The 16712-nt window shown below is 43.7% G+C and carries 13 protein-coding genes; 8 read left to right on the top strand and 5 right to left on the bottom strand.

The features are described 5' to 3' along the window. Positions 1-2: 2 nt before the first annotated feature. Entirely contained in the window at positions 3-1052 is a 1050-nt protein-coding gene (locus ODOSP_RS02660; RefSeq protein WP_148233350.1) for a sensor histidine kinase, read from the bottom strand. Positions 1053-1434: 382 nt separating this feature from the next. Here ODOSP_RS02660 and ODOSP_RS02655 point away from each other — a divergent pair, with 382 nt between their 5' ends. Both ODOSP_RS02655 and ODOSP_RS02650 read left to right on the top strand, forming a co-directional pair. Further along, positions 1435-1677: a hypothetical protein gene (locus tag ODOSP_RS02655; RefSeq protein ID WP_041556311.1), complete on the top strand. Its 243-nt coding sequence runs from the start codon at positions 1435-1437 to the stop codon at positions 1675-1677. 23 nt (positions 1678-1700) lie between these two features. Then, entirely contained in the window at positions 1701-2771 is a 1071-nt protein-coding gene (locus ODOSP_RS02650; RefSeq protein ID WP_013610863.1) for a BF3164 family lipoprotein, read from the top strand. Between the two features lie 138 nt (positions 2772-2909). On the opposite strand, the gene ODOSP_RS02645 is transcribed toward ODOSP_RS02650, so the two are convergent. Then, positions 2910-3767 (bottom strand): ATP-binding protein, encoded by an 858-nt coding sequence (locus ODOSP_RS02645; protein ID WP_013610862.1) that lies wholly within the window; start codon positions 3765-3767, stop codon positions 2910-2912. A gap of 236 nt (positions 3768-4003) precedes the next feature. Further along, complete coding sequence (locus tag ODOSP_RS02640; protein WP_013610861.1) at positions 4004-6703, bottom strand: ROK family protein; 2700 nt, start codon at positions 6701-6703, stop codon at positions 4004-4006. Between the two features lie 248 nt (positions 6704-6951). Here ODOSP_RS02640 and ODOSP_RS02635 point away from each other — a divergent pair, with 248 nt between their 5' ends. Further along, positions 6952-7680, top strand: a complete 729-nt coding sequence (locus ODOSP_RS02635) for a GntR family transcriptional regulator (protein ID WP_197699712.1) — start codon at positions 6952-6954, stop codon at positions 7678-7680. A 295-nt stretch (positions 7681-7975) separates the two neighbouring features. On the opposite strand, the gene ODOSP_RS02630 is transcribed toward ODOSP_RS02635, so the two are convergent. Then, the gene (locus tag ODOSP_RS02630) at positions 7976-9229 is read right to left on the bottom strand and encodes a M48 family metallopeptidase (RefSeq protein WP_013610859.1); all 1254 of its coding nucleotides are present in this window, start codon (positions 9227-9229) and stop codon (positions 7976-7978) included. 200 nt (positions 9230-9429) lie between these two features. Here ODOSP_RS02630 and ODOSP_RS02625 point away from each other — a divergent pair, with 200 nt between their 5' ends. From ODOSP_RS02625 to ODOSP_RS02615, 3 genes are all read left to right on the top strand, one after another. Further along, positions 9430-11040, top strand: a complete 1611-nt coding sequence (locus ODOSP_RS02625) for a fumarate hydratase (RefSeq protein ID WP_013610858.1) — start codon at positions 9430-9432, stop codon at positions 11038-11040. 357 nt (positions 11041-11397) lie between these two features. Beyond that, complete coding sequence (locus tag ODOSP_RS02620) at positions 11398-13008, top strand: AMP-binding protein (protein ID WP_083813712.1); 1611 nt, start codon at positions 11398-11400, stop codon at positions 13006-13008. A 58-nt stretch (positions 13009-13066) separates the two neighbouring features. After that, the gene (locus ODOSP_RS02615) at positions 13067-14056 is read left to right on the top strand and encodes an EamA family transporter (RefSeq protein ID WP_013610856.1); all 990 of its coding nucleotides are present in this window, start codon (positions 13067-13069) and stop codon (positions 14054-14056) included. A 33-nt stretch (positions 14057-14089) separates the two neighbouring features. On the opposite strand, the gene ODOSP_RS02610 is transcribed toward ODOSP_RS02615, so the two are convergent. Then, positions 14090-14281 carry a hypothetical protein gene (locus tag ODOSP_RS02610; RefSeq protein WP_046403958.1) on the bottom strand — a complete coding sequence of 64 codons (192 nt, stop codon included), beginning with the start codon at positions 14279-14281 and terminating at the stop codon, positions 14090-14092. A 604-nt stretch (positions 14282-14885) separates the two neighbouring features. Between ODOSP_RS02610 and ODOSP_RS02605 the strand changes: the two genes are divergently transcribed. Together ODOSP_RS02605 and ODOSP_RS02600 are read left to right on the top strand one after the other, a co-directional pair. Beyond that, positions 14886-15176 (top strand): hypothetical protein, encoded by a 291-nt coding sequence (locus tag ODOSP_RS02605; RefSeq protein ID WP_041556309.1) that lies wholly within the window; start codon positions 14886-14888, stop codon positions 15174-15176. A gap of 160 nt (positions 15177-15336) precedes the next feature. Next, entirely contained in the window at positions 15337-16668 is a 1332-nt protein-coding gene (locus ODOSP_RS02600) for an ATP-binding protein (RefSeq protein WP_013610855.1), read from the top strand. Positions 16669-16712: the final 44 nt, after the last annotated feature.

The following is a 16712-nucleotide window of genomic DNA, read 5'->3' as shown; positions in this document are numbered from 1 at the left end:
AGCTATTGAGGTATGGTGATGGTGAACTTGCTGCCGATTCCCAATTCACTTTCCAACCGGATACTTCCTCCGTATGCACAAACTACTTTGTGGACAAAAGTCAAGCCTAGTCCGAAACCGGTAGTTTTGGTCACTTGTTGATTTTTTACACGGTAGAACTGTTTGAAAATTTGCTTCTGATCTTTGGGTGCGATTCCCATACCGTTATCTTCGACGGTCAGCACATAATTGTCACCGATAGTATAAAAGTCAACTTTCACCACGGGATGAGTACCGCCATATTTAATGGCATTATCCACCAAATTAACAACGACATAATTGAAATATATTTTATCTAAACATGGATACTCCAGTCCTTCAGCAATCCGGTAACCCACCCGTGCGTAAGGCCGGATCAATGAAAACATTTCGGTCGTCATTTCCATCTCGAATTTCAGATCGATCACTTCCCGGTTTATCATCAATACAGAAGTCTTTAGAGAAGTCAGCATCGTATCGGTGATATCCGCCATCTTCATCAAACGCGCCTTTACCATAGTCAATTTTGTCGTATCCCGGGGACATAAGACAGAATCTTTCCCCTCCAGAATACCATTTACTACCGAAATCATCGTTGCCAAAGGCTTCTTCAATTCATGTTCCAAATGCGTCATTCCCATCGTTTGTATCCGCGCACTACGCACTGTCATCCGTATCGAACACCACTGCCAAACCAAACAGAAGATAAAACCGATCATGAATATCAATTCAACCCATAAAATACCACTTAAAGCACGGAAAACAAAGGGAAGTTCGAAGGTTGCTAATAATTGATGTTTATTCTCATACCCTAACTCGATAGGAAGGGTCATAATAGAATTAGAGGATTTTCCAAAATTTTCAGTAGACAATAATTCTTTTCCCTCTATATTCAGTACCTTCAATGTTGGATTTTCAATAATACCTTTTTCCTTTAAATAATTTATATACAATTCATTCAATCTAAAAACATCAAATAATCCATGTTCACTCAAACAATCATAAATTACCAATTTTCCTAATTCAGCTACCATATCAGGAGATTTAATCGAGATCATGTTCTTTCTATTATCATAATACCAATAGAAAAAATGATGATCTTTTGTTAAACCATATGTTAATCTATAATTTTTAGCATAATTCAGACCTTCATCATATAAATATTTATAAGTGGTATTTAATAAAACTTCATTTGCACTTTCACGAAACTCCCTAAGTTTTATTTCACGTACATGGTATAACCAGATTCCTTGTCCTAATAAAACACATATTAATAAGACAACGGACATTTGTCCCATCGTTTTTATACTATTATTCTTCATACTTTAGCTTAGAGTATATTATAGAACAAAAAAAAATTTTACAAAATTAAGAATCTTTCCTAACTTTGTACTGTCACAATCAATATTTATAAAAATGAGAAAAAAAGCCAGAATTTTTATGGGAGGAATTATTATTCTGACCACACTGTCTATTAATTTTATGTTTTCTAGAGAATCTACCATCACCAATATTACCTTTGATAATATAGATGCTTTAGCTGAAAACGAGTCTATTGATCCGGATGCTACATGTATATATGTAGGGGCTTTTTGTTTTGGTATTGACTCAGATGGTATTGTAGGTGATCATTTTGGATTAAGTGCCATACAAGAATAACATTAATTAGAAGGACAATTGATATGAAAAAACTATATTACTTCATCATCCCTGCTCTTCTGCTCGGCAGTTGTCAATCCGATCCGACCTTAGAGACCGAATCTTCTCCGTTAGTACGGACGAAGGTGACAGAGCTTCAATATGCCCAAACAGACAAAATCGATGTGGAGGCATTGAACATTATCTCTCCTTATAAATTTGTAAAAAAAGGAAACTTATATGCTTTTCTTACTCCCAGTAGCGCTTACCGTTTCGCCATTTATGACAGCGAAAACGGAACCGTTACCCGTTTAGTACCGGCAGGCAGAAACGAAGGAGAAGGCATGTATTTTATCAGTATGAACCTAAACGGAGACATCGTTTCGGCATTCGATTTCGGAACTAAAAAGTTCGTGGAAATTAACTTGAACGAATATGCGACTCCGGGTTACCAGCCTACGTTCACTTCCCTCACCGACAACAACAAGACCCCTATCGGAGCCATCCGGATCGGTGACCGCCTGCTGTCGACCGGAGTTTATACCCAAGGCCGTTATTGCATCAGTCAAGTATCCGGAGACGACACCTATAGTGTAAGTTATCCGGCCTGTGCCGATCCCACTCTGACGGATACGCTCAAAAGTGCATTTTATGCCAGCAATACCTTAGCAGTAAAACCGACGCTCGAACGCTTGGCCTGCGCCAATATGCAAACCGGTTGCCTGGACATTTGTGAAATCAACGGTAACGAACTGATCCGTGTCAATGAAGTGCATCTGACCCCTGCCAAGGTAAAATTCAACCGTCACCGTCCCAAAGGCCGTGGTTTAGTCCATCCGGTCAATTATTCCAAATATCATATTTTCGGGTTCTGTGATCTGGCTGTATCGGATGATTACATCTATGCCCTGTATTCAGGACGGACGCTAAAACAACATAATCTGGACGTCGACAAAGGCAAAACCATACTGGTATTCGACTGGAACGGTTCGCACGTGCGTACTTACCGCCTGGAAAATGCTTGTTCTTCGATCAGCTATAGCGCCGAAGAAAATACCATTTATGCCTTATCTCAGGAAAACAATCATTCCGAGATTATAACACTCCATCTCTAGTGTTGTTGCTATACTATAGAGGAGAGCGAACTTGAAGTAAGATTGTCTGCCAGACTCTCTTCTCAAGTTCCTCTCTATTTTTTATGCCCTTCCTTCAAGAAAAGAGGAGCGAGCGGTAATCGCCGTTTCGTACTTCAATTAATTCCGTTTCTGTGGTAAAGTGATCACACACTTGTTTCCGTTCGGTTTACTTATAAAGCGGATTTTTCCTCCATAACCACCGACCACTTGCTGTACGACGAAGGCCAGTCCCGCCCCGGTGGATTGTTCCGGCTGCCTGTCTCCCGGATCTATTTTCCTGCCATTATCTTCGACTGTCAACATATAATGTTTCTTGTCGGTATAAAATTCGATCCTCACTACGGGGTGAACTCCGGCAGATACAATAGCTTTATCTACCAAACAAAGGATCAGATAATAAAAATATACCTTATCCAAACAAGGATATTCCGCTCCTTCGTCGATTTGGTAACCCACCAGTGCCTGTGGCCGGATCAGAGAAAACAACTCAACGATCATTTCCATCTCCGATTTCAGATCGATATTTTCCCGGTCGATTTTCCATACCGAGGTCTTTAAAGCACTCTGCTGCATATCGATGGTTTCAGCCATTTCCACCAAGTGCGTTTTTATCGTATTCAATTTCAATTCCTCCTCCACAGACAAAGCAATCCCCTCGCATTGCAGCTTACCGTCGATCACTGCCATCCACTCCGTTAAAGGTATCTCTTCCGAAGGTGTCTTCCCCATCATCTGTACCAGTGTCCTTCGTTCAATCCTTTTCGCCACAACCCTTTGCCAAACTAAACAAACGATAAACCCGATCAGGAAAATCACCTCCACCCACAAGATATCGTTCAGTCCCCGGCCGACCGTCTGCTCGAATCCATGATTTTCCATTTCACGTACCCGATACAACCAAATTCCCTGTCCCAGTATTATACAGATCAGTAATCCCAACGATATACGTCCCAGTATTTGCATCTTATTCTTCATACCATCCGTCTATAGAATTTTTTTTGAGGGTGTCCAAAAAGTATTTGGCACCCTCGATTTATTCGTATCCCTATTGGAGACTGAAATCAAATATCCGATTCTACAAGGGGGTATTTTGCCTTTTTGGACACCCTCATATATTAAATTTACAAGTATATTTTCCCTCTACAAGGATGCAAAACCGATGTACGCAAAATCCCTTTCTGAATTTGCCGGTATCCTACTTCTTTCCGACTTTATTCAAACCCATATCCTTTTTTGATAAAAGCTTTTACCAGTATCACCTTTTCTCCCGGTGTTTCATTTATAATCCGGTAAGTAGCGGCAGCAGCAGGAATTACAAACGTTTCGGCATAATTAAAGCGTTGCCTCATTCCTTCGCGAGTCTCCACCCTTACTGCTTTCCCTTCCACCACCATCCAAACCTGGCAACTCCCTTCGGTTTCCACTTCCACCGCATCTTCGACGGTATACCGATGGACATCGTAAAAATGCTTTTCATGGGTCGGCAGATGTTCGAGTGTATAATGTTCGTTTTTTTCCAATACCTCGGGATGACAAACCAGTTCTTTTGCCACCCGTTCTCCCTTCCGTTCGAAATAGAGGTTATCCATTCCCCGCTGTACATTCAGCGGACGGGGTTTCCCATTCAAATCCAACCTCAGCCAATCGTACATTTTAAAAGTAAAAATATACGGAGCGCTACTGATTTCCAGTACCATACAATTCTTTCCGGAAGCATGAACCGTTCCGTTGGGTATCAGAAAAAGGTCGTGTTTGTGTGCCGGAAATTTCTGTACATATTTTTCAATGTCTATCGTCTTACCTTCTGCCTGGCTCTGTTTCAATACCTCGCCGAACTCTTCAGGCCGGATATTTTCCTGAAATCCCAGATAAACCTGGGGATTCTGCCGGCTATCCAGGATATAATACGTCTCATCCTGTGTAAAAGGCATATTAAACTGTTCCCGGATGTACGTAGTCCGGGGGTGACACTGTACCGACAGGTTACCTCCATCGAAAGTATCCAGAAAATCAAAACGAATCGGGAAATCGGTTTTAAACACATCGGCCGATTCTCCCAGAACTTGACGGTAATCGTTATACATCAGAAAATCGAAAGAAACTTCCAAGCGATATCCGTTACTTTCGAACATCAGTCCATTTTCCAAAACCATCAATTCGAAAGACCAGGCTAAATTAGGCACTTCTTCATTCAATCCCGGGATGTGTTGTTTCATCCATTGCCCTCCCCATGCGCCGGGTTCGAACCAAGGGCGAACCCGGAAGAAATTTCTTCCCATCCGGTGTAATCCCTCTCTCAAATCCTCCCCGCTCATCATCAGCAATTGCTGTCCCCTGCGTTGTTCATCCACAATCAGCTCTATCTGTGGCAGACACTCCGCTTTATGCCGGTTCAGCACAACCCAATCCACAAAGAAAAAATGTTTATAGGTTTGCTGATTATTCTTCGGTTTATTCATGCCCAGATTTTTCACCCACCCGGCCCGCATGCGAAACTGTATTTCATTTTTAGGTACATCGACATAGATCAAAGGTGCTTTCCATCCGGCCAAAGCAGCTCCTATACCGATCAGCACATTGATATCGGCCTCCTGGTCCGGCCTAAAAGCGTTCAACTTCCCGGGATCAAACCAATCCCTCAATTGTCTCTCCGTCACCCGGCCGAACAACGGATCTTCTCCTCCCAGATCGGGAGCGAGCATCTCTTCCAACGTCCGAGCATCCCGCATCGCGACATCGGTACGGAACCAGCGTACACACTTCCCTCTCCGACGAAATTCATCTCCCAGTTCGCTCACCAGTTCGTCCCAAAACACTCCTCCATAACCATCGATAACCACCTGCCCGTGTCGCTCTATCCAATCGGCCAAACACCCTATCCCAGAACAGATCTTATTCTCCCCGACCGGAAAAGCCGGATACAAATCATAAACTCCCCGGGGAGTTGCCTGGGCTTTCATAGGAGCCAGATACTGTTTTGTATTTCTCTTTACTGTCTCTTCTTCCATCCCACTCCGGCCCAAGACCTGATTCGCATACATCGCCGCCCCGATCAGCGGAGCATCTTCCCATAAACGGCAAGTATCTATTCTCACTCCGATCCCCTGGGTTTCCAACTCAGACTTTATCCGTTCCAGAAATAAATCGGCACCCCGCATGATATTTCCCCCGAGCACCAAACAGTCCGGACAGAAATGTCTCAGAAAAGGAGCTATAAATCCGGTAAAATGATCGGCAAACTCTTCAAACAGGACTTTAGCAGCCTGTTCTCCCCGATAAGCATATTCCGCCAATGTCTTCACATCCATCACCGCTTTATCGGGAAAGCGGTGATTCCAGTTCGTTACAAACCAGCGGGTAGAAAAATAGTCGTCCGCAATACTATCCCGAAAAGGAATATTATACAAATATCCGTGTTCCGGAACGGCGGGCGTCGTTTCGTCCAATATTTCTTCCCGGGCCATAAACGTACTTCCCAGTCCGGTCCCGACCGTAACGACCATACTCCTCTCACTCCCCTGAGCCGCTCCCCCATAATATTCTCCCAAAGCATAAGCAGAAGCATCGTTCAGGAAGACAACCGGTAAACTGCATACCCTTTTTATTTCCTCTTTCAAATCCAAACCGAATAAGGCATCGAATTTTCGTACCCCATGAATAGCAGCTATTCCCCGGGTATAATCGAAAGGCCCGGGTATAGCAATTCCTATACCCCGCCATTCGTTTTCAGAACGCCCTTTCTTCAATGCTGTAATCACCCGAAGTATCCCCTTTATAATCGAAGTAGCAGAGCCTCCGGCATCTATTTTCTCATAAACTATAGTCCTCTGATCCATCTTCCCGGTAGTCCCTGTGACAATCCCACCTTTTACATGAGTTCCCCCGATATCGATTCCTAATAAATATTCCATTATTTCACCCACATTAATATGTATAGACATTTATACATTGACAAATATAGTGCATTCTTTTTATTGTTACAAAGTTTATCTCTTTTTATTGTTTTACCGACACAAGCCGAACAAATAACAAACTAACGATCAGCATATTATCCAAACATACTACTAAAAAACAATTACTTTTTTTGATTTATAAGAATGAAATTTTACTTTCGCAAATACAATTTTCCTACTTTTGCTTAAATTTTTCAATCATGAAAATATCGATCGATCACAATAGTGCGATACCTTTATATCTACAAATAGAAAATCAATTGAGGAACATCATCCGGGAACCGGAGTATAAAAAAGGGAAGATGTTACCCAACGAAGTAGATTTGTCGAAACAATTGGGAATTTCCCGGAATACGCTGCGCCAGGCGATCAACAACCTGGTCACTGAAGGGTTATTAGTCCGAAAAAAAGGGATCGGTACTATAGTAGTCAACCAATCGGTCAGCTCGAAAGCCAAAAACTGGTTGAGTTTCACCCAGGAAATGAAAGCGCAGGGAATCGAACCGACCAACTATGAATTACATACCAGCTGGGCGCTTCCTTCAGAAGAGATCTGTCGTTTTTTCTCCATCACCGATGAAAAGAAAATATTAAAACTGGAGCGTTTACGGGGTAATCCGGAATTTCCGTTCGTTTATTTCATCTCTTATTTCAATCCCCGGATAGGGCTGACCGGTAATGAAGATTTTTCCCGTCCCCTATACGAAATATTAGAACAAGATTATAGTTCTGTTGCAAAAATTTCGAAAGAAGAAATCAGTGCCCAGCTTGCCGACAAATTTCTGGCTCAGAAGCTTGAAATCAAGCCCGGGGACGCTATACTCATCCGAAAACGATTTGTATATGACCCGGGGGGACGCCCTCTGGAATGGAATATCGGCTATTACCGGGCCGATAGCTTCGTTTATACGCTTGAGTTCGAGAGGGAAGTATGAATTGGAGTTTATAAAATGCCGGAAGACCATTGGAGCGGGAACGAGTATCCGGTTCGGTTTTTCGAACGACCGATGGTGTCTGACGGAAACGTAACGTAAAGTTTTTTGCGCAGTAAGGGGTTCCGCCGTTCAGTGAGTTCTTCGAATAAGCGAAAGAAAAACAAAAGATTTTGTTTTTCCGAACAGGAGAAAAACCGATAAAATCAACGAAAGTCTTAACGGACCGGTCTGACGGTATAAAATCCGGAATCGGAATAGAAAGAAAAAACATACCTATATTTCAGGTAAACCGGATTTACTCGGCATCCACAGCTTCTACCTGTCCGATCGCCCTGATTCTTTTCAACAAAGAGGGATGCGAATAGTATACCCATTCGTACAGTGGATGGGGGGTGAGATTGCTTAAAGACTTCACAGAGATCTTCTTCAAGCCGGAAATGAGCGATTCACCATCGTAATACCGGGCAGCAAAAGCATCTGCCTGATATTCATTTTTCCGCGACCAGGCATTCATCACCAATCCCAATATCATACTCAACGGCGAATAGAGGATGGTAAAAGCGATCAATCCCAATTGGAAACAGGCCCGGTCACCTCCCAGAGCCATTGACAAAGCCGGCTGGTTTACAAAAAGCGAAAACAACCAAAGGATCACACCGGTCTGAATCACAGATGCCAGCATAAATTGAACGGTATGCCGTTTTTTATTGTGTCCGACTTCATGGGCCAGGACAGCAACAATTTCTTCCTCGGTCAAATCCTTTATCAGGGTATCATACAAGACAATCCGTTTGCGGGGACCGAAACCGGTAAAATAAGCATTTGCCTTCGTAGAACGCTTCGATCCGTCGATTACAAAAATATTGTCCAGTTTAAAGCTCACTTTCTCTGCAAAAGCATTGATTTTATCCCGTAAAGCCCCGGCCTCCAAAGGAGTCTGCTTATTGAACAAAGGCACAATCAACTGGGAATAAAACATAGCCATAAAAACCGAGAATACAGAAACTATTCCCCAGGCATACAACCAAAAGAAAGAACCAGCCCATTCATAAAACCAGACGACAGCCGACAGCAACAGTCCGCCGATCACCCCGGAAACCAACATTCCTTTGAGTAAATCCAATCCATAGGTCTTCATTGTCGTTTTGTTGAAACCATATTTTTCTTCAATATGAAAAGTAGCATACCAATCGAAAGGCAAACCGAGTAGCCCGGAAACCAGCGACAAGCCCAACATAAAAAGTAAGGTCTGTAAAACCGCCTGATCTGTCCAGGTCACCACCCAGGCATTCCACCAACCGAAACCTCCTGTACACAAAAACACCATCATCACGATAAAAGAAAAAGTGGAACTGATCAGATCGAAACGATTCGTTTCGCGCTTATAATTCTGAAAACGTGCATATTCTTTTTCATCGTAAATTCCCTTAAGATTTTCAGGTAATACAGGCGCCATAGCCCGCATATTCACCCATTCCAAAATCCGTTCTACAATAAAATCAGCAACTAAAAAAACAACGATAATAATAAAAACAACCTCAGTATTCATATTCAAAATAAAAAAGTATAAACGGATAAAACTATTCTGCCGTTAATTTTTACAAAAATAGTAAAATCCATATATTCCTCCATGATTTATTCAGATCATTTCTAATTACAGAAATTTTTCTTTAAAACTCTCGGGATTTTCATTTATTAATTTTAATTTCGTTGCGCAAATAATGAATTCATAAATCAATCCAGATAAGTATGGCAGAATTTAAGTATCAGGAACCGTTTCCTATTGAAAATGATACCACAGTGTATCGCCTTTTGACAAAAGATTATGTAAAAACGATCGAATGTGAAGGACGTAAGATTTTAAAAATAGAGCGTGAAGGGTTAGAGTTATTGGCTCGCGAAGCTTATGCAGACGTCTCTTTTTACCTGCGCGCCGCTCATTTGCAAAAATTAGCCGACATCCTGAAAGATCCGGAGGCCAGTGACAACGATAAATTCGTTGCCCACACCATGTTGATGAACCAAGTGGTTTCGGCAGAAGGGGAACTACCGACCTGTCAGGATACCGGTACGGCCATTTGTATCGGTAAAAAGGGAGAAAACGTATGGACCGGGATCAATGATGCCGAAGCGATCAGCAAAGGGGTATTCGAAACTTACCGGGACCGCAATCTGCGTTATTCCCAGGTAGTGCCTTTTACCATGACAGAAGAAAAAAACACCGGGACCAATCTGCCGGCACAGATCGACCTTTATGCCACACAGGGCAATAAATACGAATTTTTGTTCATCACCAAGGGAGGGGGCTCTGCCAATAAGACTTTCCTTTACCAGCAGACAAAAGCTTTATTGAACGAAGAAACCCTGACTAAATTTATCCAGCAAAAAGTATTGGATCTGGGTACTTCGGCCTGTCCTCCCTACCATTTAGCGGTAGTCATCGGCGGCACTTCGGCCGAAGCTTGTCTGACCACAGTCAAGAAAGCCTCGGCAGGCTACTACGATCATCTCCCCACTTCGGGTAATGAAGGTGGCCGTGCTTTCCGGGATCTGGAATGGGAAGAAAAGATCTTGAAGATTTGCCGGGACAAAGGTATCGGAGCCCAGTTCGGAGGTAAATATTGGGTACACGATGTACGTGTGATCCGTCTTCCGCGTCATGCAGCTTCTTGTCCTGTCGGCATCGGAGTCAGCTGTAGTGCCGACCGGAATATCAAAGGTAAAATCACGGAAGAAGGGATTTTCCTCGAACAACTCGAGAAGAATCCGGCACGTTTTCTGCCGGCAGAAAGTCCTGCTTTAACTCCGGCGGTCAATATCGACCTCGATCAACCGATGGAAAACGTATTGAAAGAACTGAGCAAATATCCGGTGAAAACCCGTTTGAACCTATCAGGGACCCTGATCGTTGCCCGGGACATCGCCCATGCCCGGATCAAACAAATGATCGACGAAGGCAAACCGATGCCCGAATATTTCAAAAAACATCCGGTCTATTATGCCGGTCCTGCCAAAACTCCGAAAGGCATGGCATCAGGTAGTTTCGGACCGACGACAGCCGGGCGTATGGACCCTTATGTCGATCTGTTCCAGTCTTTAGGTGGTTCTATGATCATGGTAGCCAAAGGCAACCGTTCGATCGACGTCACTAATGCCTGCAAAAAGCATGGCGGATTCTATCTGGGATCGATCGGTGGACCGGCAGCCATTCTGGCTAAGAACAGCATAAAATCGGTCGAAGTGGTCGATTTCGAAGAACTCGGTATGGAAGCTGTCCGCAAAATCCGCGTAGAAAACTTCCCGGCCTTCATCATCGTCGATGACAAAGGCAACGATTTTTTCGCTGAGTGGGCTCATTGATAACAAGAGACTATCCAACGGTTTGTTGTAGTTAACCTCCTTTTGAGGGTCATTCTGCCGATTGGCGGAGCTTCGTTTCTGATCGATAACAGGGATCAGGAAATGAAGTTCCGCCAATCTTTCTTTTTTCAAAAGACAGCTCAAGTTTGAAAAGTCGCTTATCGATATTCCAGGGCATAGAAACCATCCATTTATTTTTCACACTTATTTCCGGTTTGTGAAATAAAGACAAAAATTTTTGCACACCTTGACGTCATTTGTGTAAATATCTCATTTATTGATAAATAAGCTATGTTGTTTCATTTTATTGTCGTTATTTTGTGGTCGCACACAAAACACGACAATAAATTAATAGCTATGCAAGCAACATTATCCTATGCCTGCGGAATATCAGATATTCCGTTGAAAGGAGAGACAATCGGTCAGAATCTGCGACAAATAGCAGCAAAATTTCCGGAACGGACTGCTTTGATTTCCGAGTATCAACAATACCGGGCCAATTACAGTGAATTTCTGGAACAAGTCGAACAGGTAGCCAAGGCCTTGATGGCCCACGGGATTCGCCGGGGCGACCGGGTAGGCATCTGGTCACCGAACCGCTACGAATGGGTATTGGTACAATATGCCACAGCCTTGATGGGGGCTATTATGGTAAACATCAATCCGGGATACAAACTTTCGGGTTTGCGTTATGCCCTGGAACAAAGCCGGATCGATCTTTTGATCGCTTCCTCCCACTTCCGGAAAACCGATTATATCAAAATGCTGGACGAGCTCCGTCCGGATTGTCTTTATCCCAAACAAACCGTCATCATCGACCGCGACTGGGCAACTTTTTTATCGAGCGCTTCTCAGGTGAGCGATGCCCGACTGGCCGAACGGGAAGCCTCCCTGCAATTCGACGATCCTGTCAATATCCAGTATACTTCGGGTACAACCGGTTATCCCAAAGGAGCGACTCTCTCCCATCACAATATCCTGAATAACGGATTTTTCATCGGGGAACGCTTGAAATACACGGAAAAAGATATCGTATGTCTGCCGGTTCCTTTTTACCATTGTTTCGGTATGGTATTGGGCAATATGGCTATCGTCACTCACGGGGCCTGTATCGTTATCCCCGGAGAATTTTTCGATCCGGAACAGGTGTTACAGACTGTCGAAAATGAAAGGTGTACCTCCTTATACGGTGTCCCGACCATGTTTATTGCAGAACTGGATCTGCCCGATTTCGCCAAATACAATTTAAAATCTCTCCGAACAGGTATCATGGCAGGTGCACCTTGTCCGATCGATACCATGCACAAGGTACAATCCCTGATGAATATGACAGAAATTTGTGTTTGTTACGGCATGACAGAGACCTCTCCGGTTTCTACCGAAAGCTGTACGGACGATCCGCTGGAACTGAGGGTAACGACGGTAGGTACCGTCCACCCCCACGTAGAGATTAAAATCATAGATCCGGAAAGCGGCGCAATCGTCCCCCGGGGTACAGCCGGGGAACTCTGCACCCGGGGATATTCGGTGATGTTAGGCTACTGGGATAATCCCGAAGACACCAAAGCCATCATCGACGAAACCCGCTGGCTTCATTCCGGTGATATCGCCGTCATGGATGAAAACGGCTATGTGAGTATAGTCGGACGTATCAAAGACCTGATCATCCGGGGTGGAGAAAATATCTCTCCCAAAGAGATCGAAGATTTTCTGATCGTCCACGAAGGGGTCTCCGACGTACAGGTCATCGGTGTATACAGTGAAAAATACGGAGAAGAAGTGATGGCCTGGATCTTCTCCGTCCCAAACGTTAAACTCTGTTCACGCTGTTCCTTTTCTATGTATCTCTGTATACCTGGAAAAGGAACGGCCCCTATCAGTACTTATCCGACTCACAGCAACCGTCAGAGGCAGCACACCGGCCACGGTATACCAACACTACCGAACAAAGCTCTGGCCAAAGCTTAAACTATCTTTACATTTCTACGTACAACAGACATTCGAACTGCTTTAGAAAACAAGATCTATGAAAGGTGTACTTCTCGCATTATCCACTGTTATCGTCTGGGCCATTCTAAATGTAGTCAACCGGTTTTGTGTTTTGCAATACGATGTCAATATTATGGTATTCACCTCTTTTATGATTTTCGCCACCGGTGTCACTTTAATGATCATCCGCAAACAGGTCATGCCCCAAAACTGGAAAAGCGGAGTAAAATACTCCTGGCTGTACACCATTATGCAGATCATCCGCAGTTTCACGATGATCTCTACCTTCCTTTATATCACTTCGACAGAGACCAGTCTTCTGTTCAACATAGAGATTATAATCACTTACATTCTGGCCTATGCCATTTTTCGAAGAATACCTTATAAAGGGGATTTCCTGGGCATTCTCATTATATTGCTCGGATTTATATTATTTATTTTTTCCCTTCCAGTACACATGCGTGTGATTGTCTCCATCCTGGTGTTGCTGTCGGCGACAGCCAGTTGCATCCGCTCGATCGTCGTGGAGGAAACCACCATCTGGAATCCGGATACCAGCGTCCGGCAAAAATGCGGTATTTCAGGATATACGATGTTTTACGGAGGCCTGTCCCTGATCGTCTTTTTCTTTGCCATAGCTCTCCTGAAATTTTTTCTCGGGGATCGGCTCCCTCCTTTTTTGAGTTTTCTAACGCTCCTCCCCGATCTGCCCGAAATGATCCATCCGGAAACAATTATCAGCGCCTGTCTGGCCGGTTTATTCATCAATGCATCCACTACTTACCTCTATTATGCAACTTTAAAATTTTCCACCTCAGAAACCTTTATGGCTGTACGTGCTTTTCAACCTGTGCTCACTTATTTACTGGAAGTGATCGCAGCCCTCTATTATGCCGCCATGCGTCCACAGCTGGATACCCAGGATTATATTTACGGAGGAATCATCATCTTAGGTTCCTTACTGATTCTGATCATTCCTTCCAAAGGCAGTTACACCCATCAATCCAAAGACTTTATTACCGATTAAGCTTATCCCTCACCGGTTTCTTTCCATACGACATCAATACCGGCATAAGGAATACCAGGGCGATGACAGAAAACAGTAAACCGCCGATCCAATGGTTAGGAGTAGCCGAATGAGGAATTTCCCTGCACATATCCCTGCCAGCCAAAGCCAGACGCTTCCGCCCCAAAGGAGAGAGCCTGCGAGTGCAAGTGCCACCCAAATTGATATTTTGTATCTCAGTTTCATCTTATCTGATTTTTTTTGATTTTATGCGGATTCCAGAGGTGAGGAAGTTGAGTTTCCATTTTCTTTTTCCCTGCTTCTCGCATATCCGACATTTTTTTTATGCGTCTTTCCGTCGGGTCGGTCGTTTTCGTTTCAGTGGCGTAAAAAGGTAGGGCTTAGGACAAACAAGGTTTTATGGCGAGAATACTACCTGCAATGAAATGGAAGTGTGGAGATTGTCGTCTAAACGGCTTGCCGCCCCGACCTTTTTTGTCCGTGGAAGCCCGGAACTACCTTTGCCGCTGACAACGAACAACCGATCCCGACATAATACACGGGCATAAGTGGAGGATGTGCAGACGGAGAAGCGGGGCGAAAACAAAAAACGTAGTCTTCGGGGACTGCATTTATCATAGAAACAGAATACACGGAAAACAAAAAGCCGCCCCAACGGACGGCTCTATGAAAATAATTTGGAGAAAAATCTTTTTTCTCACGATATACCCTTATCTTTGCAACAGGTTATTCGAGTTATGCAAAGCGTTGTATATCATTGCAGAAGATAGGTCGCCAAATCATTACCTACTGCATTTCATAACTCATTAGGCTATTGAATGCCAATTACTTGAACCTAAATGATAGTTTTCTCCAAAAAACAAAAAAGAAGGTTGCGAATGGGTTGCAAATTTTCATGATTTTTGTAATTTTTTTGCCGATTCCTTTGTTTATTCCTTCATTTTTTATATCTGTAAAACAACAACACAATCATAACAGCCAATACCCTGAAAAACGCTCTTCTCTTTACCCGTTCCCAGATCAACTCGTTTCCATATCCTCCGGCAAAACGATGAACCTACAAATCGTTGACAGCAAGAAGACGGAAGCCGTCAATCTGGTGGATAAGGTGTTTGCTTAGTAAAGCATTTTGAGAATCAGGCTATTTTTAAAAATATTAAAATTGAGATTCACTTTTATCATACAAAGATTTTGAGATTTATGTCATTTTACAAAGAAAACATTTTGAGATATATGCAGATTTCGTTATCTTTGTTCTATATTGATAACTGTGCAGATATATGATATTCAAAAGGAAAATATATAATGAGCTTCTGCAATGGAAGCGGACGGATGAAGGCAGGACTGCCGTATTGATACAGGGTGCGAGACGTGTCGGGAAATCCACCATTGCTGAAGAGTTTGCAACTAACGAATACGAAACTCATATACTGGTAGATTTTGCCGCATGTTCGACAGAAATCCGGGATTTGTTCAATGACGTGTCCGACCTTAACCGAATTTTCATGCGCCTGCAACTGGAATACGGTGTCGAGTTGAAGGAACGGAAGTCTGTCATCATCTTTGATGAAGTCCAGCTTGCACCCAAAGCGAGGCAGGCGATCAAGTATCTTGTGAAAGACGGAAGGTATGATTACATAGAGACCGGCTCGTTGATTTCAATTCGCAAGAATGTCAAGGACATCCTGATCCCAAGCGAGGAGGTCAAACTCCACATGTTTCCCATGGATTATGAGGAGTTCAGGTGGGCACTAGGAGATACGACCACCATCAGACTGCTCCAAGGCTGTTTTCACGACAAAACATCCTTGGGAGATGCTACGAACCGCAAACTGATGCGTGATTTCCGGTTGTATATGCTTGTCGGTGGCATGCCACAGGCCGTGGTAGTTTATCTTGAAACCAACAATCTGGAAAAAGTAGACAGTGTGAAGCGTTCCATAATAACCTTGTATGAGGATGACTTCAACAAAATCGACCCGACGGGAAACGCTTCCAAGATATTCCGCCAGATTCCGGCCCAGTTAACGGGCAATGCCAACAGGTATTTGGCATGGAGCGCAACGGATGGCACGCGTAATTCCGCACTGGCAGAGATACTTTCCGAAGTCAGGGAATCGATGGTGGTCAACATGGCTTACCATGCCAATGACCCGAGTGTGGGAATGGCATTGCACCAAGACCCCAACAAATACAAGATGTTTGCAGGCGATACGGGGCTGTTCGTCACTCTCGCATTCTGGGACAGCAAGTTTACCGACAACACAATATACCATAAGCTGCTTGCTGACAAGTTGAGCACAGACCTCGGGTATGTCTATGAGAATGTTGTCGCACAGATGCTGAAGGCTTCCGGGCACGAATTGTACTATTATACTTTTCCCACCGGCAGCGGCAAGCATAACTATGAGGTGGACTTTCTGATTGCGGATGGTGACAAGGTAAGCCCCGTCGAAGTCAAGTCATCCGGTTATAAGGCGCATACATCGCTGGATGCCTTTTGCGGCAAGTTCTCTTCCCGGATAAGGAACAAATATCTGGTTTACACGAAAGATATGCGCAAGGACGGCGATGTCTTGTATCTTCCCGTATATATGACAATGTTTCTATGATTATGGACGGTATGCTATCGAATATCTCCATCTTCTTTCGTTGT

The organism is Odoribacter splanchnicus DSM 20712, assembly GCF_000190535.1.
Classification (GTDB): Bacteria; Bacteroidota; Bacteroidia; order Bacteroidales; family Marinifilaceae; genus Odoribacter; species Odoribacter splanchnicus.
The sequence above is the reverse complement of the archived record's forward strand: the minus strand, read 5'-3'. Positions and strand labels throughout refer to the sequence as shown.

Bases quoted from the DNA above. Each gene is read 5' to 3' on its own strand.
- ODOSP_RS02640 (WP_013610861.1), bottom strand. From the start codon at position 6,703: ATGGAATATTTATTAGGAATCGATATCGGGGGAACTCATGTAAAAGGT.
- ODOSP_RS02625 (WP_013610858.1), top strand. From the start codon at position 9,430: ATGGCAGAATTTAAGTATCAGGAACCGTTTCCTATTGAAAATGATACC.
- ODOSP_RS02610 (WP_046403958.1), bottom strand. From the start codon at position 14,281: ATGAAACTGAGATACAAAATATCAATTTGGGTGGCACTTGCACTCGCA.
- ODOSP_RS02615 (WP_013610856.1), top strand. From the start codon at position 13,067: ATGAAAGGTGTACTTCTCGCATTATCCACTGTTATCGTCTGGGCCATT.
- ODOSP_RS02600 (WP_013610855.1), top strand. From the start codon at position 15,337: ATGATATTCAAAAGGAAAATATATAATGAGCTTCTGCAATGGAAGCGG.
- ODOSP_RS02650 (WP_013610863.1), top strand. From the start codon at position 1,701: ATGAAAAAACTATATTACTTCATCATCCCTGCTCTTCTGCTCGGCAGT.
- ODOSP_RS02655 (WP_041556311.1), top strand. From the start codon at position 1,435: ATGAGAAAAAAAGCCAGAATTTTTATGGGAGGAATTATTATTCTGACC.
- ODOSP_RS02620 (WP_083813712.1), top strand. From the start codon at position 11,398: ATGCAAGCAACATTATCCTATGCCTGCGGAATATCAGATATTCCGTTG.
- ODOSP_RS02630 (WP_013610859.1), bottom strand. From the start codon at position 9,229: ATGAATACTGAGGTTGTTTTTATTATTATCGTTGTTTTTTTAGTTGCT.
- ODOSP_RS02660 (WP_148233350.1), bottom strand. From the start codon at position 1,052: ATGGTAGCTGAATTAGGAAAATTGGTAATTTATGATTGTTTGAGTGAA.
- ODOSP_RS02645 (WP_013610862.1), bottom strand. From the start codon at position 3,767: ATGAAGAATAAGATGCAAATACTGGGACGTATATCGTTGGGATTACTG.